Origin of the sequence: Clostridium aestuarii, from assembly GCF_026735135.1 — a bacterium.
In the GTDB taxonomy this organism is placed as follows: Bacteria; Bacillota; Clostridia; order Clostridiales; family Clostridiaceae; genus Clostridium_H; species Clostridium_H aestuarii.
In genome coordinates this window covers 227,240-246,933 of sequence record NZ_JAPQER010000002.1, presented here as the reverse complement: position 1 = coordinate 246,933, position 19,694 = coordinate 227,240, and the positions used below count along the sequence as shown (strand labels likewise).

At 25.7% G+C, this 19,694-nt stretch carries 18 protein-coding genes; 2 read left to right on the top strand and 16 right to left on the bottom strand.

The features are described from left to right. Positions 1–61: 61 nt before the first annotated feature. The 5 genes from OW763_RS05385 to OW763_RS05365 form a co-directional block, all read right to left on the bottom strand. On the bottom strand, positions 62–2,023 hold the full coding sequence (locus OW763_RS05385; protein ID WP_268040058.1) for a DNA gyrase/topoisomerase IV subunit B: 1,962 nt from the start codon (positions 2,021–2,023) through the stop codon (positions 62–64). Positions 2,024–2,319: 296 nt separating this feature from the next. Then, positions 2,320–2,736 carry a hypothetical protein gene (locus OW763_RS05380; protein WP_268040057.1) on the bottom strand — a complete coding sequence of 139 codons (417 nt, stop codon included), beginning with the start codon at positions 2,734–2,736 and terminating at the stop codon, positions 2,320–2,322. A gap of 321 nt (positions 2,737–3,057) precedes the next feature. After that, positions 3,058–5,187, bottom strand: coding sequence for a DNA helicase RecQ (gene recQ, locus OW763_RS05375; RefSeq protein ID WP_268040056.1), 2,130 nt, complete (start codon positions 5,185–5,187; stop codon positions 3,058–3,060). Between the two features lie 239 nt (positions 5,188–5,426). Continuing rightward, positions 5,427–5,630 carry a hypothetical protein gene (locus OW763_RS05370; RefSeq protein ID WP_268040055.1) on the bottom strand — a complete coding sequence of 68 codons (204 nt, stop codon included), beginning with the start codon at positions 5,628–5,630 and terminating at the stop codon, positions 5,427–5,429. Positions 5,631–5,884: 254 nt separating this feature from the next. Beyond that, positions 5,885–6,991, bottom strand: coding sequence for a D-alanyl-D-alanine carboxypeptidase family protein (locus OW763_RS05365; protein ID WP_268040054.1), 1,107 nt, complete (start codon positions 6,989–6,991; stop codon positions 5,885–5,887). A gap of 310 nt (positions 6,992–7,301) precedes the next feature. On the opposite strand from OW763_RS05365, the gene OW763_RS16960 reads away from it, so the two are divergent. Next, complete coding sequence (locus OW763_RS16960; RefSeq protein ID WP_418921794.1) at positions 7,302–7,709, top strand: DUF2953 domain-containing protein; 408 nt, start codon at positions 7,302–7,304, stop codon at positions 7,707–7,709. Between the two features lie 30 nt (positions 7,710–7,739). Next, positions 7,740–8,162 carry a GerW family sporulation protein gene (ytfJ, locus tag OW763_RS05360; RefSeq protein ID WP_268040053.1) on the top strand — a complete coding sequence of 141 codons (423 nt, stop codon included), beginning with the start codon at positions 7,740–7,742 and terminating at the stop codon, positions 8,160–8,162. A 4-nt stretch (positions 8,163–8,166) separates the two neighbouring features. Here ytfJ and scpB read toward each other — a convergent pair whose 3' ends face one another. The 11 genes from scpB to OW763_RS05305 form a co-directional block, all read right to left on the bottom strand. Next, positions 8,167–8,772 carry an SMC-Scp complex subunit ScpB gene (scpB, locus tag OW763_RS05355; RefSeq protein ID WP_268040052.1) on the bottom strand — a complete coding sequence of 202 codons (606 nt, stop codon included), beginning with the start codon at positions 8,770–8,772 and terminating at the stop codon, positions 8,167–8,169. Beyond that, positions 8,759–9,514: a segregation/condensation protein A gene (locus OW763_RS05350; RefSeq protein WP_268040051.1), complete on the bottom strand. Its 756-nt coding sequence runs from the start codon at positions 9,512–9,514 to the stop codon at positions 8,759–8,761. The genes scpB and OW763_RS05350 overlap by 14 nt, the downstream gene beginning before the upstream one ends. After that, positions 9,498–10,685, bottom strand: coding sequence for a tRNA nucleotidyltransferase/poly(A) polymerase family protein (locus OW763_RS05345; protein ID WP_268040050.1), 1,188 nt, complete (start codon positions 10,683–10,685; stop codon positions 9,498–9,500). Before OW763_RS05345 ends, OW763_RS05350 begins: the two co-directional genes overlap by 17 nt. Positions 10,686–10,778: 93 nt before the next feature. Continuing rightward, positions 10,779–11,954, bottom strand: coding sequence for a D-alanyl-D-alanine carboxypeptidase family protein (locus tag OW763_RS05340; RefSeq protein ID WP_268040049.1), 1,176 nt, complete (start codon positions 11,952–11,954; stop codon positions 10,779–10,781). A 178-nt stretch (positions 11,955–12,132) separates the two neighbouring features. Beyond that, the gene (gene xerD / locus OW763_RS05335; RefSeq protein ID WP_268040048.1) at positions 12,133–13,011 is read right to left on the bottom strand and encodes a site-specific tyrosine recombinase XerD; all 879 of its coding nucleotides are present in this window, start codon (positions 13,009–13,011) and stop codon (positions 12,133–12,135) included. A gap of 305 nt (positions 13,012–13,316) precedes the next feature. Further along, positions 13,317–13,943 (bottom strand): stage II sporulation protein M, encoded by a 627-nt coding sequence (gene spoIIM, locus OW763_RS05330; RefSeq protein ID WP_268040047.1) that lies wholly within the window; start codon positions 13,941–13,943, stop codon positions 13,317–13,319. Between the two features lie 400 nt (positions 13,944–14,343). Further along, entirely contained in the window at positions 14,344–15,156 is an 813-nt protein-coding gene (gene spo0A, locus OW763_RS05325; protein WP_268040046.1) for a sporulation transcription factor Spo0A, read from the bottom strand. 152 nt (positions 15,157–15,308) lie between these two features. Then, positions 15,309–16,523, bottom strand: coding sequence for a SpoIVB peptidase (spoIVB, locus tag OW763_RS05320; protein ID WP_268040045.1), 1,215 nt, complete (start codon positions 16,521–16,523; stop codon positions 15,309–15,311). Positions 16,524–16,688: 165 nt separating this feature from the next. Continuing rightward, positions 16,689–18,392 carry a DNA repair protein RecN gene (recN, locus tag OW763_RS05315; RefSeq protein WP_268040044.1) on the bottom strand — a complete coding sequence of 568 codons (1,704 nt, stop codon included), beginning with the start codon at positions 18,390–18,392 and terminating at the stop codon, positions 16,689–16,691. An 11-nt stretch (positions 18,393–18,403) separates the two neighbouring features. Beyond that, the gene (locus OW763_RS05310; RefSeq protein ID WP_268040043.1) at positions 18,404–18,859 is read right to left on the bottom strand and encodes an arginine repressor; all 456 of its coding nucleotides are present in this window, start codon (positions 18,857–18,859) and stop codon (positions 18,404–18,406) included. An 11-nt stretch (positions 18,860–18,870) separates the two neighbouring features. Continuing rightward, entirely contained in the window at positions 18,871–19,692 is an 822-nt protein-coding gene (locus tag OW763_RS05305) for an NAD(+)/NADH kinase (RefSeq protein WP_268040042.1), read from the bottom strand. Positions 19,693–19,694: the final 2 nt, after the last annotated feature.

Below are 19,694 nucleotides of genomic sequence, written 5' to 3'. Positions count from 1 at the left end.
TTTAAAATTCAAATAATTTTCCCAATCTATATAAAATTATAAACTTTAAATTCTAAACTAATTAAAACTCTGCATACTTGTACATATACTTTCTTCTTGGTTCTACCACATCGCCCATTAAAAGAGATACCATTTTTTCAGCTTTCGCAGCATCTTCAATAGTAACTTGTTGGAGAGTTCTTGTTTCTGGGTTTAAGGTAGTTTCCCAAAGTTGATCAGGATTCATTTCTCCAAGTCCCTTATATCTTTGAATCATAGATCCTTTTCCGATTTCTTTTTTTATATTTTTTAATTCATCATCACTATATGCATAATTCTTCACTTCTCCATTTTTAGTATTCTTATAAACCTTATATAGAGGAGGTAACGCTATATATAAATGCCCATTTGTAATCAACGATTTCATATATCTGTATATATATGTCATCCATAAAGTTCTTATATGATAGCCATCAACGTCTGCATCACTTAATATAATTATTTTATTATATTTTAAATCATCTTCACTATAGTTATCCAAAACTCCTGTACCTATTGCAGTATTAAAAAGTTTAAGTTCTTCACTAGCTAATACATTTTCAACCTTTTGTTTTTCCGTATTCATTATTTTACCTTTAGAAGGCATTATCGTTTGAAACCGTCTGTCTCTTGCCTGTTTTGCACTACCTCCAGCTGAATCACCTTCAACTACAATAAATTCACGAACTTCAGGTTTTTTTAAAGTGCAAACAGATATTTTTCCTGCAAGCGGTGCAGTACCTCTTCCTATCTTCTTCTTTTCTGCTTCATTTATCTTTTTTATTTTTTCTCTTCGTGAAGCTGCAGATACTGCATTATTCATAATATTTCCAGAAATATCCTTGTTATCTTCTATCCAAGCTCCTAATTTTGTATAAGCAAGTTCATTCATAAATGTGTATGCTTCATTATTTCCAAGTTTAGTTTTAGTTTGCCCTTCAAAAATAGGATTGCTTATTTTAACTTTTAATATAGCAGTCATACCTTCTCTTAAGTCATCACCTTCAAAGCCTTTATCTTTTTCTTTAACTATGTTTAACTTTTTAGACCATTCTTTAAAAGCTCTAGTCATTCCTGTTTTAAAACCAGTTTCATGAGTTCCTGATTCTGTTGTTGGAATATTATTTACATAACTTGCTATATTTTCTGTAGTGGAATCTGTAAATTGCACACAAACCTCTCCATATACTCTCATACCATTGATTTCTTTTTCTCCTTGAAAAAGTATTGGTTCTTTATGAATAGGTGTTTTACTTTCATTCAAGTACTCTATAAAATCTAAAAGTCCTCTTTGAGAATGATACTCTTTTTCTATAATTTCTTCTTTTCTATTATCTCTTAACACTAATGTTATACCTTTATTTTGAAAGGCTAACTCTTGTAATCTTTGATCTATTATGTCAAATTTAAAATCTGTTGTACTAAAAATCTCTGTAGAAGGTTTAAAGGTTATTTTACTACCAGTTTCCTTTGTATTCGTATTTCCTATAATTTCAAGAGAAGTTACTGGCGTTCCAGGCATCTTTTTATTTAATTCATTATCCATGGCATACTCAAAACGCTGTTTGTATATATTTCCCTTTTGTTTAACTTCAACTTCAAGCCATTCAGATAAAGCATTTACAACTGCAGCTCCAACTCCATGAAGCCCACCAGAAGTTTTATAATTTTTATTATTAAATTTACCTCCAGTATGCAATTCTGTAAATACCATCTCTACTCCAGATTTCTTTTTTATAGGGTGTATTCCTGTAGGTATACCTCTTCCATTATCTGCTATTGTAACACTTTTATCTTTATTTAAAATTACTTCGACTTTATTTCCATAACCATTAGTCAATTCATCTATGGCATTATCCAACATTTCCCATATGCAATGATGAAGTCCCTTAGTACCTGTGGAACCAATATACATACCAGGTCTTACTCTAACTGGTTCTAATTTTTCTAAAGATGTCAAATCAGTAACATCATAGGAAACTATTTCTTTATTATTTAAATTCATATTATTCCTCCATATTTTAAATCTTCTATTCACTCTAAGTATATTTAAAAATCATTTTAAAATATAGAAACTAATGTTCTCATATATAAAACCATATTCTATTTTAACCATTTTTCTAATTCATTACAAGTTGATTTTACATATTTTTCGGTAATATACTATCCATTTACTATAATATGGATAATTATCGTATTATATTTTTCCTATTTTATAAAAACAGCCATGAGCAAAACTCATGCCTGTTTTTATTTATACTATATTTTTATTCACTCTTTAGTTTATTACTTTTTCAACATTTAATTCTCTTTTTCATATTTTAATTTTTCACTTCTAAAAATTTTATTTGTTGAAGGCATAAACCCTGAGCATAACCTTATAAGACGTCTTAAGTCATGTTCTTCAATCTTATTTTTTAAATTCAAAGAATCCATAGCTTCTCTTGCTAGAACTAAAGCCTTTTCTTCTTTCATACTATTTTCTTGATTTGTATAATTTACCTCTACATAATTAACAATCTCTGAAATAGTCCTAAGTATTTTTTTTTGATTTTCCGTTGTTGCTTCATTATTTTCTAAAAATCCTAGCATTGTGTATGCTATACCGAAATAATCTTCAGTTATTTTTATTCCTTTATCTTTAAGTAAATATACAAAATAGGCTAGTCCCACAACAAGGAATACTATTAAAACATATTGTATTATTAATTCTCCCATAACGTTCCTCCATTTCTAAACCAAGCACATGTATTAAATATATAATTCTGTAAAAACACTATTACCACCACATACTACTACTTATTTGCCTATATATATTGCTCCAACAACTAACCCCATTACTAAAACATATTTTAGTACTAATAGCATCGTAGCAACCCTCCTCCGATAAATCTATCTAATAATGGTATATGCCATTCTAATAAAAAATGAGACAAATATAAAGCATTAATTTAATACTTTATAAAGATTGTGCTAAATAATAAATTATAAATTTAATTGAAATAAAACAAAGAATGCTGAATTCCAGCATTCTTTGTTTTATGAAACATCTTTAATTTTATGCTTACATATCACAGCTTTAATAGTGATATACTCTATATCCTCTGGTAAAAGATCTTTAAGTGGTTTCAATTTTTCACATCCCACTTCTTTAATCTTTTCTAAAATCAATTCTTCATGCTGCTGTGGAATTAGTAAATTCCAATCTATTTCATATCCTTCAAGACCGCATTTAATTATATGATCCTTAACTGTATCTAATTTTGCTCCTCTAATCTGTGAAATTTCTTCTAGTTTTTTTCCTTCTTTAACCATTGATAAAGTCTTCACATGACTTGGAATTTTTTTATCTTTAGAATCTTCTTCATTATTGATCATTTCTTGTTTTCTTAAATTATGTTCGTTATTATATTCTATAATAACTTCTAAGAACTCTTCACCATATCTTTCAAATTTCTTTTCTCCTACCCCTTTTACATTTAACATTTCTTCCTTAATTAACGGTACATATTCACTCATTTCTTTTAATGAACTGTCTGCAAATACTATATATGGTGGTACAGCTTCTCTTTGAGCAATTTTCTTTCTAATTTCTCTAAGCATTTCAAATAATGAATTATCCTCTTGAACTTTTTCTTTTCTCTTATATACTTTTTGCATAACCTTTTCTTTATTCTTTAATACGTCAATAGCCTTATTTTTTAATTTTACCACTGAAAATTCCTCTTCAGTAAGAGTAAGATATTCTTCAGCAATAAGTACATTAATCAAATCCTTTATTCCTTTTATTGTATAATTTTTCATGATTCCATATGTAGATAATTGATTTAATCTTAAGTTTAATATTTTTTTATTTTTAGAACCTCTGAGTACCTCTGCTATCATAGTTACTCCATATTTTTCTCTTATACGGTATATACAAGAGAATATTTTTTGAGCATCAACTGTTATATCTATAGTTTCACCTTCATTTTTACAATTTCCACAATTATCACATTTATCCTTAACGTTTTTTTCTCCAAAATACTCTAATATATATTTTCTTAAACATCTAGTTGTATGACAATAATCAACCATTGCCTGTAGTTTTCTATACTCACTCATTTTTCTTTCATGTGTTAAAACAGTTTGCTCTATGAAAAATTTTTGAAGCATAATAGCTCTAGGTCCAAATAATAGTATACATTCTCCTGGTTCTCCATCTCTTCCCGCTCTTCCAGCCTCCTGATAATAAGCCTCAATATTTTTAGGCATATTATAATGAATAACATATCTAACATTAGACTTGTCTATACCCATACCGAATGCATTGGTAGCAACCATGATTTTTATATCATCATATAAAAACTTTTCTTGACTTTGTGCTCTTTCATTATCATTCATACCCGCATGATATTTATCTATAGAGTACCCTTTTTGTTTTAAACCCTTATAAATATTCTCCACTTCTTTTCTAGTAGCAGCATATATTATACCTGACTTTTCTTTATTGTCTTCAATATATTTTAAAATAAAATCTTTTTTATTTTCATTTTTCACTACAGAAAAATATAAATTTTTTCTATCAAATCCAGTTATAAAAACCCCTGGTTCCTTTAAGTTTAATAATTTAATTACATCTTCTCTTACATTAGATGTCGCTGTAGCTGTAAATGCTGATATTATTGGTCTGTTATTAAATCGATTTATAAAAGGGTTGATGTTTCTATAGCTCATTCTAAAATCATGACCCCATTGTGATGCACAGTGAGCTTCGTCTACAGCAATTTGAGATACGTTAAGAGTCTGTAAAACTCTACAAAAGGATTCTACTTCTAATCTCTCTGGAGCTACATATAAAAGCTTTAGTTCTCCCTGTGTTGCTTTATAAATTGTATCCTTAACTTCATTTATTCCTTGAGAACTATTAATAACTCCTGCTGAAATTCCTAAGCTATTTAAAGCATCCACCTGATCCTTCATAAGGGAAATCAACGGTGAAACCACTAACGTAAGTCCTGGAAGCATTATTGCTGGTATTTGATAACAAATTGACTTACCACCACCAGTAGGCATAATAGCAAAGGTATCTTTACCATTCATTATATTATCTATAATATTTTTTTGTCCTTCTCTAAATTCTGTATATCCATAATATTTTTTAAGTATTTCTTCAGCGCTTTGGTTCATTTTTTCCTCCTAAAAAATCATATTCAATCTTCTAATAACTTTATCCAATTCATTTAATTTTAATCTATTTGCTTTTTATAAATTATTAGAATTATATATAATAGTTTTAATAATCACAAATAAAATTTTTATTATACTATTATATGTTTTTATTATAAATCAGCTGTATATAAAAATAAATGCTAGCTTATATTAAAGCTAAGCATTTATTTGAAAAATAAGTTTTTTATATCTCATAATTACATAAATAATATTTCTAAAGACTTTAGTTCATCAATATTTATTTTCTTATCTAAAATATTAATCGTTTTCCCTTTCAATTTTTTAGAACTCATAATAAATCTTATAAGCTTTAAATAATTTATGCTTTTCATTACTTTTTTAGTGTCTTCCTCGTTAAGCATTTCTTTTTTTCCACTCTTATAATTAATAACTAATCTCATTTTACTCCTCCATAATATATAGTTCAATACAAATTATATTCAAAAATACTAACGGAATATGTTATAATGTACTAAATAATTATAAAATAAGATGAGTAACTTATTATATTATATAGTTGGACTATTAGATAAAACCTCGTATAAATGCATTGAAAAACACAGAATTTTCTTTAACAGAAAAATAGAAACATATACGTAATGTTTCTATTTTTTATAATTATATATTTTTCATTTTTTAGAATTATCCAATTTTCTCATTTAAATAAATTCTTAAATAATATTTTTAACTTTTTACTTTCATCAATTTTTTCGCTACTCTTTAAGCTTTTACTTAATAATATAGTTCCATTTTTATAAATACACACCTTACCTAAATTCTCACCTTTTTGTATGGGAACTTGAATTTTTACAGGCTTAATTACCTTTGTTTCATAACTTTGTTCTTTTTTTATAGGAATTATAATATCTTCATCACATATTAAATTCACCTTTTTATTTTCATCGATTTCAAGAGAATCTACTATTTCTCCTTTTTTTATTACCTTTTTAAATTCATAATTACCTTTTACATATTCATATATTTTTCTAGTTTCTCCCCATCTTTTACTACAATTAAGTACAACAATTACTATATCTCTTCCTCCCATATTTACTGATGTAACAAGACATTTACCTGCATTTCCTGTGTATCCTGTTTTGACTCCATTAGCACCAGGAATTTGATATAGAATTTTATTTATATTATGATAACTTCTTGTAAAACCATACTCCTTTGCATCCACATCTTTAACTCCTACGATATGATTAAATAACTTATTTTCCTTAGCTTTTGCAGTAATTAATGCTAAATCATAAGCAGTTGAATAATGATACTGACTGTCTAAACCATGTGGTGATTCAAAGTGAGTATTAATTGCTCCAATTTCCTGCGCATATTCATTCATAAGTTTTAAGAATTCTTCTACACTTCCACTTATACCCTCTGCTATTGCTATAGCTGCATCATTCCCCGACCTTAACATTAATCCATATAGTAATTCTCTTATACTTATTAACTCACCTTTTTTATATCCAACCTGAGATCCATGAATATTAGATGATTTACTAGATATTTCTACCTTTTTATTTAAATCCCCATATTTTATAGCTACTAGAGTAGTCATAATTTTAGTAGTACTAGCTATTGGTATTAATAATTCTGAATTTTTTTCATATAATACACATTTAGATTCGCTGTCTACTGCAATTGCACTTCTTGCATCTATATACATGGGTTTTGCATTTACTCTATAAGGTAATATGTTAAAAATTAAGGTTAACAGAATAATAGATGTTATTCTTTTAATATGTTTATTTTTCACTTATAATTCACCAACCCTTCTTAATTATTTTTTTCATATTTTCTTTAAATAGTCATGTAATGTTTTCCGGTTTACATTTAATTTAATTTACATAATTTAAAATATGTAAATTAACATCATATTTATATTTTTGTTCAATAATATTTTACAACTGGGTTATATTTAATAAGTTTTTTGTCAATAATTTTTAATATCATAAATTTATGGAGGTTTTTTTTTGATTTGGGTTTTAATTACTCTGGTTATATTTTTCATACCCATCCCTATTATCATTAAATTTGAATATATTAATAATACTAGTTCACTTTATATGGTTGGAATAAAAATATATCCCCATAAAAAAAAGAAGAAAAAAATAAGGAAATCTTTTAAAAAAAAGAAAAAAATCTCACTTAAAAAACTTATTAGAATAATTAAAAGTTTTAAAACCACACATAGTTTGTTTAAACCTCTATTAATTCTTAATATCGATTTAATATACGGATTTAATGATGCAGCTATAACTGGCATAACCTATGGTTTATTATGGGAACTTAATCGAAACCTCTATAATTTTCTTTCTATTTATTTTAAAAATAAAAAATTTAAAGTAAACATAAAACCTAATTTTAACCAATCAATACTTGAAGCTAAAATTAAAGGAATAATTTTCACAAATTTAGTTAAAATTATCTATAATAAGTTTTTTATTTTTAATCATTATAAAAAAAGAAACTAAAAAAATTTTTATTCCTAAGGAGGCAATATAATGGCAACTTATCCTATAGAGGGTCTTATGAAAAGTACATTAGAAAATATAAAAGATATGATAGACGTAAATACTATTGTAGGTGACCCTATTGAATCAGGGGACGGTACTGTAATAATTCCTATATCTAAAGTATGTTTAGGTTTTGCATCAGGTGGAAGTGAGTTTTCTGATAATTCTTCAAAAGAGGTTACTTCTCAATATCCATTTGGAGGGGGGTCTGGTGCTGGTATAAGTGTTAAACCTATGGCATTTCTAGTAATTAAAGACGATGTTATTAGACTTCTTCCAGTAAATCAAAAGAATACATACGACAAAATTGTTGATGGAATACCACAATTAATAGATATATTAAAAAATGCTTTTTCAAAAGATAAAGAAAAAAATCCAAAAAAGGATAATAACGAAAATGAAGAGGAATAATTTTTTATTTCTCTTCATTTTCGTTATTTAATCCTAGCACTTCTTCATGTTCCCCTAGAAAACTTTCCAGTGTAGGCATACCCTTTAAATTATCTAGTCCAAAATGTCTCAAAAACTCTTCCGTAGTAGCATACATAATAGGTCTGCCAGGTACTTTTTTTCTTCCTACTTCTTTAATTAATTTTTTTTCAATTAAAGTTTGAATAGCCCTATCACTTTTAACTCCTCTTATTTCATCAATCTCAATTCTAGTAATTGGTTGCTTGTACACTATAGTTGCTAAAGATTCTAAAGCTGCTCTAGATAAAGATTGTCTTGTATTAGTTTTTAATAACTTTTGAACAAAATCACCATTTTCTGCTTTAGTTACAAACATATAATTATTATTTATGCTTATTATTTTTATTCCTCTTTCATCCTCATCATATTTATACTGCATTTCTTTTAATAAATTAACAGTAAATTCTTCACTACAATTTATTATTGATGATATCTCTGCAATTGGTAATGCTTCTCCACTAACAAAAAGTAATGATTCTATTATAGAAAGATATCTTTTTTTATTAGATACTTCAGTTATCTCTATTTGGTTTATGTTATTCTCCTTCATATCCATTAATCTCCTCTATAAAAATTTCATTAAAGCTATTCTCTTGAATAGCTGATATAGCCCTTAATTTTATTAACTCTAATAACGCAAGAAAAGCCACAACAGTCTCAATCTTACTTGAAGATTCATATATAAAATTAGAAAATTTCATTCTTTTATTTTTAGCAAGCTGCTTGCTAATTTCTATCATTTTATCTTCAACTTTAAATTTATCCAACGGTATTTCTTTTTCAATAACATTTTCAGTATTCATTTTATTATTATATCTAGTTATTAAATCATTATAAATATTAAATAATTCTAGTATAGTTATATCTTTTAAAATATCTTTATTATCTTCTTTTTCTTTCTTTTCCTCTATTATTTCAGGTTTTTTCTTGAAAGTAATACCACTTTGCTCCTCTTTTTCTTTAAGGAAATCAGCAACAAGTTTAAACTTTTTATATTCTAAAAGCTTACTTATCAATTCCTTTCTTGGATCATTCTCATCTTCTGAATCTTCTTCTTTACTAGCTTTTGGCAAAAGCATTTTTGATTTTATTTCCAAAAGAGTTGCTGCAATAACTATAAATTCAGAAGTAACTTCTAAATCTATCTCTCTCATATTATTTATATATCTTAAATATTGAGCAGTAATTTCATGTATTTTAATATCATATACATCCATTTCATTCTTTTTTATTAAATGTAAAAGCAAGTCAAAAGGACCTTCAAAATTTTCTATTTTAATGTTTAACGGCATTTAAGATCTCTCCTGAATTTTTATTTAAATACTCTTTTTCATTTCTAATACCCGTATTAAGTTTCAATTCCAATAAATAATTCATTACATTTCCTATGTTTTTTCCCTGTTCTATTCCTAAATCCATTAGATACTTTCCATCAACATCTAAAGTAATTTCTTTTAAATTACTTAAATAATTCATTATTTTATATTTATATACATCAAAAAAACTAATTAATATTAGCTCATACAAAGAAAATTTTTTTAACAATTTATAAATATCAAAATTATCTACACACTGAGAAAGTATAGTTTGTATTTCATTCGTCATATTTCTATATCTTTTTAATGAATTTCTAAGTTCTTTTTCTAAAATAGAATTATTTATTAACATTTCCCTAAATTCATTTTGTTTTGAAGCAAAAAATAAATTTAAAATTCTAGTATTTATTTTTAAATAATCACATAATATATTATCTTTTTCTAACAAATCTACTTCTATTTGCATTATATTAAACTGATTGCAACATACTACACTCTCTTTCCATTTACTTTCCATACATAATAAAAGGATTTCGCGAATTACTCTATCATCACTTATATTTTTAATTATCCCTTCTCTAATACATGTACTAATTTCATTTTTATCATAAATATCAAATTCATACCTTGCTGAATACCTTATAGCTCTAAAAATTCTTGTAGGATCTTCATTATAGCTATTTCTATGAACCTTTCTAATCCTTTTTGCTTTAATATCTTTCATACCATCATATAAATCTATAAGTTTATCATCAATAATATCATATGCCATTGCATTTATGGTAAAATCCCTTCTATATAAATCATCATAAAGATTAGAAGGAGTAACTTTAGGCAAAGCTCCACTGTATTCATAGCCTTCTTTTCTACAGTGTATTAAATCTATCGTAACATTATTGTTAAATATAATATTACTTGTTTTAAATTCCTTATAATATATATATTTTTTTATCTCTTTAATTTTTTTTATAATATTAATTGGATCACACTCAATACAAATATCTATATCATTTACCTTTCTATGTAAAATAGCATCTCTTACAGCTCCTCCAACAATATAAACCTTTACGTTTTGCCTAATACATTCTTCCTTTATTAAATTTACTATATAAATATCATCTTTGTCAAAATTATTCATTATATTCATATAACATATTCCTTCTTTTTATTTGATATGTATTATTTATATTATAATACATATCTTAAAAAGTCTACAGTTTTTAAACTGTAGACTTTTTAATTAAATAGCCTTATCAAATAAATTTACTAAATTGTATTTTATATTCTCTAAAATATTATGAGTTTTAATATCTCTATCACTATAAACAGGTACCTTGCCATAAAGTTTATCATTTACATATATCTCACAGTATCCAATAATTTCATTCTTTTTATATTCTTTCTTTTCTTCATTTAAGACACATTTTTTAGTTATTTTATTTTCTATACCTCTTTCTAAAATTAAAGTTAAATTTTTTGAAGCTTTTGCTATTAAGAATTTATCTCCTTTTTTATTTAATGGTATTTTTTCTACATCTTCATCCTTTACCAATAATTTTTTAGCTTCAAATTTTGAAAATCCATAATTCATAAGCATACTTGCATCTCTATTTCTTATTTTATAGGTAGGCGCACCCATTATTATGGTCAACATTCTAATATTATTTCTAGTAGCTGTAGCTGAAATACAATATTTAGCTTCACTTGTATAACCTGTTTTCAATCCATCACAGCCTTTATAAAATCTTACAAGCTTATTATGGTTAACTAACCCAATAGGTGATTTTCTGCCTTCAGATATTGTTTCCATATAAGTTCCAGTATACTTTAAAATTTTTTCATGCTTCAATAATTCTCTAGACATTATAGATATATCAAAAGCAGTTGATAAGTGCCCTTCTGCTGATAATCCATGACAATTTTTAAACGTTGTATCTTTCATACCTAATGATTTAGCCTTTTCATTCATAGCCTTAACAAATGCCTGCTCACTTCCTGCTATGTATTCAGCTAAAGTAACAGCAGCATCATTTCCAGAAGCAATAGCAACTCCTTTTAAAAGTTCTTCAACTGTTCTAACTTCTCCTGTATCTAGAAGCATACTACTACTTCCATTTCCTCCAGCTTTTTTAGCATTTTCGCTTATTACTACCTTATCAGACATTTTCATTTTACCAGAATCTACTGCTTCCATAGTTAGAAGCATTGTCATTATTTTAGTTACAGAAGCTGGTGCAAATTTTTCATGACTATTTTTTTCAAAAATAATTTTACCTGTAGATGGTTCCATTAGCATTGCAGATTTTGCTTCTACATCTAAACCTGTTTCATCCGCTTTAACAGGAATTACAAATATCTGACTTAGAAGAGCTGCTGCTAAAAAAATACTTATTATTACCTTGTTTTTGTTCTTCATATTTATCCCCTTTCCACATTACTTTAACTTTAACTTTATGTTTTTATTTTTACCAATTAGTTTTAGATTATGACAAAACTTAATATTTTACTTTTTATTTAAAATTTAAGAAGTAATATAACTAAATATAAAAAAGCATGGGTCTTTTTCACAAAAAATAAATACACACCTCAAGACATCATGCTCTTGGGTGTGCATTTTTATAAACATCAACTATTTTGCTTTGTTTTGAAATACTAGAATAAATTTGAGTAGTTGCTATAGTATTATGTCCTAAAAGCTGTTGAACCGATTTAATATCAGCGCCATTTTGAAGTAAATGTACTGCAAAAGAATGTCTTAATGTATAAGAATCAATTCTTTTCTTTATACTAGCTTCAGTTCCATAATTTTTAACTATTTTCCAAAATCCTTGTCGAGTCATCTTTTCTCCTTTTAAATTAAAAAATAACAAGTTAGATTTTGTAATATTTAGAATATCTCGGATTTTAAAATATTCATTCAAACATTTAATAGCATACGACCCTATTGGGATTACCCTTTCTTTATTTTTAGTTCCTTTACATTTTATATACGCTAATTTCAAATTCACATCAAAGATTGCTAAATTCAACAATTCTGAAACTCTAATGCCAGCTGCATACATAAGCTCTAACATAGCTTTATCCCTAATCCCTTTATAACTACTACAATCTGGCATAGATAAGAATCTATCTACTTCCTCTACTGTAAGTACTTCAGGAATATTTCTTTTGTTTTTAGGCATTTCATAATTAATAATAGGATTATGAGAAATTTCTCCTATTTTCATTAAATATTTATAAAAATTTCTAAGTGAAACTAAATTTCTAATAATAGAACTATTTGCTCGTCCTTCTTTTTTTAAATTTTGAACATATGCCATAACAGATACAACATCAATACTTATCATTACTTCTTTTCTTTTTTTTAAAAATTCATCAAAATTCCTTATATCTCTTATATATGCTTCAATAGTATTTTTACTTAACCTTTTATTTCTCATATCTTGAACAAACTTAATTAAATATTCTCCCATATGATTTCTCCAATAATTTATTTTTATTTATAATTAGTTAATATATTATATATTTTACAAATACAAAAAAGACTTTACAATATAAATATATTTATATAAAATAATTTCATTTTTATTTATAACATGAAAAACTAAAACACTGTTATTATATATAAGATATCTATTTATAAATGTTTTTAATATAAAATCAATAAATTTAGGAATTATTATACCAAAAAATAATATTATAAAAAAACATTTGAAGACAAGTAAAATAAAATTAAACATTTCATTTTTTCTAATCATATTAAAACACATCCTACTCTTTATACTATTAACTTCATTACATTAGGAATTATGTATCCTTCCAATAAAAATCCTATGATCATAAATCCAGCAATAAGCAAAAACATAGTAGAATACGATGCTATCTGAATAAAATTATTATTTTTAACAGACAATGAAACATTGTGTTTTAATAGTATCACTGAAAATTCCATTGCAATAGCAGACGCAATTATTATACAAGGAATATAAATTATATTTTGTGGAAAAATAGCAATTAGATTAATAAGTAATCCTTTAGAACCTAATACATTTATAACAAAACTTGCTGTAAACCCTAATGTAAAACCTTTTATTAAATCTATAATTAATATTATAGGAATACCAAGCATAGTAAGTCCTAAAAACCAGATTGCTAAAATAATAGCTATATTGTTTTTAAATGCTTCTATAAAAATATGTTTATTATTTATTTTATTTAAGTCAATATTCGTTAAAAAATTAATAAAGTAATCCATTAATCTGCTTCTTTGGTTTTCATTCATATACTTAACAGTATACATTCCTAATACTATTCCTATACAAAGGAATAACAAAGTTATAGAATATAATATTAAATTTTTCTGCATATGTTCTATTATATTTTTAAATCCTTTATTGTTTTTCACTTATTATTCCTCCTTTTGTTGATTACCTTTCTAATATTTATGATTACAAAAGAAGATATATGCAAGCAAAAAATTTCTTCTGATTGTATATTTTAAATTTACATTTTAATTAGTATACATAATAAAAAATATGTATACTAATAATGATTTGCTATACAATCCTACAAATTATATAACAACAAAGCTACTTATATAGATTACAATTTATTTCAATATAAAGTTTTAATAATTAATATTTTTCTTAATTTTTTCATATTCTCAGCTATAATAAAAAACCTTTCATATTCACTGCCAATGAATATGAAAGGTTCCTAGGTATTAAACATATATTCATTGGTCTAAATATATGCTCATTGGTTTAATATAGATGTAATCGGTCTAAATCTCTTGATATACTATACTAACTAACTTTATTTTTTAATCTAAGCTTATCTGCTACCATAGCAATAAATTCACTATTTGTAGGTTTGCCCTTGCCGTTATGTATTGTATATCCAAAGATTTTATTGATTGTTTCTACTTGTCCTCTAGACCATGCAACTTCTATAGCATGCCTTATTGCTCTCTCAACTCTACTTGCTGTTGTATTGTATTTTTTACCAATTGATGGATATAATTCTTTTGTAACTGCGGATAATAATTCTACATCATTTACAACCATACTTATTGCTTCTCTTAAGTACATATATCCCTTAATATGAGCTGGTACTCCTATTTCATGAATTATATTTGTTATTTCAGATTCTAAATCTAATGGTTCACTTTTTCTAATTCTAGTTTGTTCTAACTGCATTGAAGAAATAGTTCTTTTGGTTTGATCACTAGAAATAGTATTATTAAACATTTGTCTAATTCGTTTTGTAAAGACATCCATATCAAATGGTTTTACAACATAATAATCTGCTCCTAATGTAATAGCTCTTTGTGTAATCTTATCTTGACCTACTGCTGAAAGTACTATTACTCTAGGCATAGGATCAACATTCATAGTATTTAATCTTTCTAATACTCCAATTCCATCTAAATGAGGCATAATAATATCAAGAACTACTAAATCTGGTTTCTTTTCTTCTATTAATTTCAATACTTCAATTCCATCCTTAGCAACACCAGTAACAATTATGTCTCTTTGATTTAGCAAATAGTCATTAAGTATATTACAAAATTCTTTGTTATCATCTGCAATGACAACGTTTATTTTATTGTTTTCCATATTTATATCTCCCCTTCTTTTTTATTCCATTTCTTAACAATTATTTCGACAACCAATTCCTATATCCTTCTTTTTTACAAAATTTTTCTAAAAATAAAAAATAAAAGATAGTATAACCTATCTTTTATTCTACTACTTTTTATCAATAATTACTAGTTATTTGGTAAAATCCCAGCATCTCTTAACATCCATTCTATATAAATGCCATAACCTACATTGGGTTTATTTATTAAGACATGCGTAACTGCTCCAACTATTTTATTATCTTGAATTATTGGGCTACCACTCATTCCTTGTACAATACCACCTGTTTTATTTAAAAGTTCTGGATCAGTAACTCTTATTACCATACTTTTAGGTCCTGGATTATCTTGTACTAATAATTTTTCTATTTTAATATCATAATATCTAGGTTCTGAACCATCTATAGTTGTTAATATTTTAGCTTTTCCTTCTTTTACTTCAGTTCTTAATGCTATTTTCATAGGTTTATTATTTTTACTGCAAGTTAATTTTTTATTTGAATTTCCATATATTCCACATTTAGTATTTTTGTATACTTTACCTAAATCCTCATCCTCATTTACAAATATTCCTCTTAATTCTCCTGGGTTACCTTTTTGACCTTTTCTTAACGATATAATAGATGATTGTACTATTTCCCCATTATTAATTTTTAAAATTGTTCCTGTATCTACATCGGTTATGGGATGACCTAATGCAGCGAATTTTTCACTTTTTTCATCATAGAATGTTAATGTACCTACTCCAGAAGTTGAATCTCTTACCCAAAGTCCGATTTTATAAATATCATCAGTTTTATCTTTTACAGGTTTTATTGTTTTTTCTATTGTCTTGTTATTTCTTTCTATTGTTACTTTCATTTTGTTACTTTTATTTAAATCTATTTCTCTAATTAATTCTTCTGAACCATTTATTACATTATCATTTATCTTAGTTATACTATCTCCTAATTGTAATCCTCCTTCAGCAGATGGACTTATAGCCTTGCCTTTATTGGTATCTATATCAGAAAACGCAACTACTAATACTCCTTTTGTATTTAGTTTAACTCCTACTGGAATACCTCCAGGATATACATAAATTTCAGGAATAGATTTTACAAAAACAGATTTAACTGGAACAATTCCTAACAATTTAATATTTAAAATTTTATTCTTTTTATTATATTGCTTAGAGTACAAATTGTATTCGCTTAGTCTTATAATATTATTGGATTCTAATTCCTGACCTTCTCTTGAAAATATTGTGCTTGGAATAATAAATAGCTTATAGCACATACTAATAGCAAAAATCATTAAAGGAATTAAAGTCCAGCATATTATGCATCTAACCTTTTTTTTCATATTCTTACCTCCTGCATAACATACTTTATTTAACTTTAATTTTCCCTTATGTAATTTTATTATGCTATTGTATCTTTGCATACTTAGTAATTTCTTTAATAAGAAAACAAATATATGCTATTTTTTAAAAACAAAAATAATTCATAATCATATACCGATTATGAATTATTTTGTGCAAAGCAATTCCTTTTTTCTAAAATTAGCAAGATTTATCATTTCTTTAGAATGTTCTAAAGTTAAATCTGTGATTTCAGAACCTCCTATCATTCTAGCAAGTTCATATTCTTTTTCTGAATCACTTGTTTTTCTAATATTTGTAAAAGTTTTGTTGTCTTTAACTTGTTTAGAAACCAAAAAATGAGTATCTGACATACTAGCAATTTGAGGCAAGTGAGTCACGCAAAACACTTGATGTAAATTAGATATCAAATACATTTTTTCTGCTACTCTTTGAGCTATTCTTCCACTTATACCTGTATCAACTTCATCAAAAATAACAGATGGTATTTCATCTTTATGTACAAAAACTGTTTTTAATCCGAGCATTATTCTTGAAAGTTCTCCACCTGACACAATTTTTTCTAATGATTTTAATGGTTGACCAGGATTTGTTGATATTAAAAATTGTACTTTATCGCAGCCATTATTATAAAACTTATCTTCAAAATCAATTTGAATTTTAAAAACACTTTTTTCTAATCCAACATAATCCAATTCTTCTTTTATTTTAATTTCTAAAATCTTTGAAATTTCTTTTCTTATATTATGTATACATAAAGCTTCTTGTTTCATATGTTCAGTAATCTTTTTACGTTTGTTTTTTAATTCTTCTATAATTTCATTTGCATTAATCATTTCATCGTATTGCTTAGTTATTTTATCTTTATAATCTAGTACTTTACTTATATTTTCTCCATACTTCCTTTTATATGTATCGATTTGAAAAATTCTACGATTAATATGTTCTAACTCATTTTGATCATAAACTACAGTATCTTTTATATCCCGTATATCATGTATTGTTTGTTCAATATTAAAATAAGATTCTTCTAATGAATCTGTAATTCGTTTTATATTATCCATTTTATTTTCTATAGTTTTAAGCTCTTTAAGCGCTTTGTTTAATGAATCATATACTGACATATAGTTATCACTACTACTATATAAAATATTATAACTATTCATAAGAATATTATTTATTCGTTCAGAATTATTTAAAATAGCATATTTTTTTTCTAATTCCTCATCTTCACCTAGTTTTAAATTAGCACTATTAATTTCATCTATTTGATATTTTAAAAAATCAATTATCTTTTCTCTTTCACCATCTTCAACACCAAATTTTTTTATTTTATTATCAAATTCAATTAATTTATTATAATTAATTGAATATTTTTCTAGTAATAAAGATAACTTATCTTCTCCAAATTTATCCAAATAACTAATATGACTAGATTTATTTAATAATTCTTGATTTTCATGTTGTCCATGAATATTAAGAAGACTTTTAGCCAGATTTTTAATTTGTGATATTAAAACTGATTTACCATTAACTTTAACAACACTTTTTCCTGATTTAAAAGTTTCCCTACTAATAATAACTAAATCATCAAAATTTATTTCCATTTTTTTTAAAGCTGTTTTAATATTATTATTTTCTATATCAAAAATACCTTCTACAAAAGTTCTATTTTCTCCAGTTCTTATTAAATTTTTATTAAATTTACTACCAAGAACATAGTTTATTGCATCTATTATAATAGATTTACCCGCTCCTGTTTCTCCTGTTAGAATATTTAATCCCTGTTCAAAGGATATACTTAAATCTTCTATTAGGGCAAAATTTTTAATATTTAATTGAAGAAGCATGTAACCATCTCCTATTTGTTCGCAAGTATCTTTTTTAACTTTTTAACCAATTCTTGAGCTTTTTTTTCATTAATACTTAATATAAAAATTGTATTATCTCCTGCTATAGTTCCAACAATGCCTGAAAAATTCATAGAATCTATAGCCTCTGCTGCTGCTGAACCTGAGCCTGAAAGCGTCTTCACAACAACAAAATTCTGGACATTCTCAACATTAATTACAGTATTAGTAAAAACATTCACCATCTTATTTGATAAAAAATTTTCACTTGGTGTAATTGATGCATATTTATATGTACCTTTTTCTGATAAAACCTTTATTAGTTTCAATTCTTTAATATCTCTTGAAACTGTAGCTTGAGTTACATCCATACCCTTTTTTTTTAGTTCTTCTGCAAGTTCTTCTTGAGTTTCTATATCCTTGGATTTTATAATTTCTAATATTTTTGAATGACGTTCAATCTTCATATTACATCTCCTTAAAATATTTTTTTTCTTAATACATCAAAATAATCATATCCTTCAATTCTTATCAGCTTGCATTTTTCATTGCTTTTTTTTATTATTACATTTTGATATTTTTCTAAATTTATAGAATCTTGACCATCTACAGTTAAAAAAGCACTTTCATTTTTTTTACTAATTACTATATTAATCTTACTATTACCTTCTAAAATAATACTTCTCATATGCATTGAATGTGGACATATAGGCACTAAAGCTATTACATCTATTGTTGGATATATTATAGGTCCTCCTGCAGATAACGCATATGCTGTAGAGCCTGTAGGTGTAGATATAATTATACCATCAGCTTTAAATGATGTATAAAATTTATCATCAATAAATATCTCATATTTAAATATTCTTGATAAAGTTCCTTTTGAAATTACAATATCATTTAAAGAAACATATTCTTTTCTATCATTATTATTTTCTATCTCACATTGCAGCATCATTCTATCTTCTATGTAATATTTATTTTCTTTTAATTTTTTTAAAGCTTCTTCAAATTCTAAACTCTCAGCCGCAGTTAAAAACCCTAAATTTCCCATATTGATTCCTAAAATAGGAATTCCCAGCGGAGCTACTGTTCTTGCTGCACTTAGAATAGTTCCATCTCCACCTAATACTATTATAACATCTAATTTTTCATCTATAATCTCATATGAATCTATTGAATCCTTATATGTTTTGATATTAGCTCCTTTATTATAAGTACTAATTTTACCAATTATTTCATTTACAATTTTTTCATCAATGAATTTACTGCTATTAATACTTACCCCTATGTTCTTCATTT

Bases quoted from the DNA above. Each gene is read 5' to 3' on its own strand.
- OW763_RS05385 (WP_268040058.1), bottom strand. From the start codon at position 2,023: ATGAATTTAAATAATAAAGAAATAGTTTCCTATGATGTTACTGATTTG.
- OW763_RS05380 (WP_268040057.1), bottom strand. From the start codon at position 2,736: ATGGGAGAATTAATAATACAATATGTTTTAATAGTATTCCTTGTTGTG.
- recQ (WP_268040056.1), bottom strand. From the start codon at position 5,187: ATGAACCAAAGCGCTGAAGAAATACTTAAAAAATATTATGGATATACA.
- OW763_RS05370 (WP_268040055.1), bottom strand. From the start codon at position 5,630: ATGAGATTAGTTATTAATTATAAGAGTGGAAAAAAAGAAATGCTTAAC.
- OW763_RS16960 (WP_418921794.1), top strand. From the start codon at position 7,302: ATGGTTGGAATAAAAATATATCCCCATAAAAAAAAGAAGAAAAAAATA.
- ytfJ (WP_268040053.1), top strand. From the start codon at position 7,740: ATGGCAACTTATCCTATAGAGGGTCTTATGAAAAGTACATTAGAAAAT.
- scpB (WP_268040052.1), bottom strand. From the start codon at position 8,772: ATGAAGGAGAATAACATAAACCAAATAGAGATAACTGAAGTATCTAAT.
- OW763_RS05350 (WP_268040051.1), bottom strand. From the start codon at position 9,514: ATGCCGTTAAACATTAAAATAGAAAATTTTGAAGGTCCTTTTGACTTG.
- OW763_RS05345 (WP_268040050.1), bottom strand. From the start codon at position 10,685: ATGAATATAATGAATAATTTTGACAAAGATGATATTTATATAGTAAAT.
- OW763_RS05340 (WP_268040049.1), bottom strand. From the start codon at position 11,954: ATGAAGAACAAAAACAAGGTAATAATAAGTATTTTTTTAGCAGCAGCT.
- xerD (WP_268040048.1), bottom strand. From the start codon at position 13,011: ATGGGAGAATATTTAATTAAGTTTGTTCAAGATATGAGAAATAAAAGG.
- spo0A (WP_268040046.1), bottom strand. From the start codon at position 15,156: ATGGAAAACAATAAAATAAACGTTGTCATTGCAGATGATAACAAAGAA.
- spoIVB (WP_268040045.1), bottom strand. From the start codon at position 16,523: ATGAAAAAAAAGGTTAGATGCATAATATGCTGGACTTTAATTCCTTTA.
- recN (WP_268040044.1), bottom strand. From the start codon at position 18,392: ATGCTTCTTCAATTAAATATTAAAAATTTTGCCCTAATAGAAGATTTA.
- OW763_RS05310 (WP_268040043.1), bottom strand. From the start codon at position 18,859: ATGAAGATTGAACGTCATTCAAAAATATTAGAAATTATAAAATCCAAG.
- OW763_RS05305 (WP_268040042.1), bottom strand. From the start codon at position 19,692: ATGAAGAACATAGGGGTAAGTATTAATAGCAGTAAATTCATTGATGAA.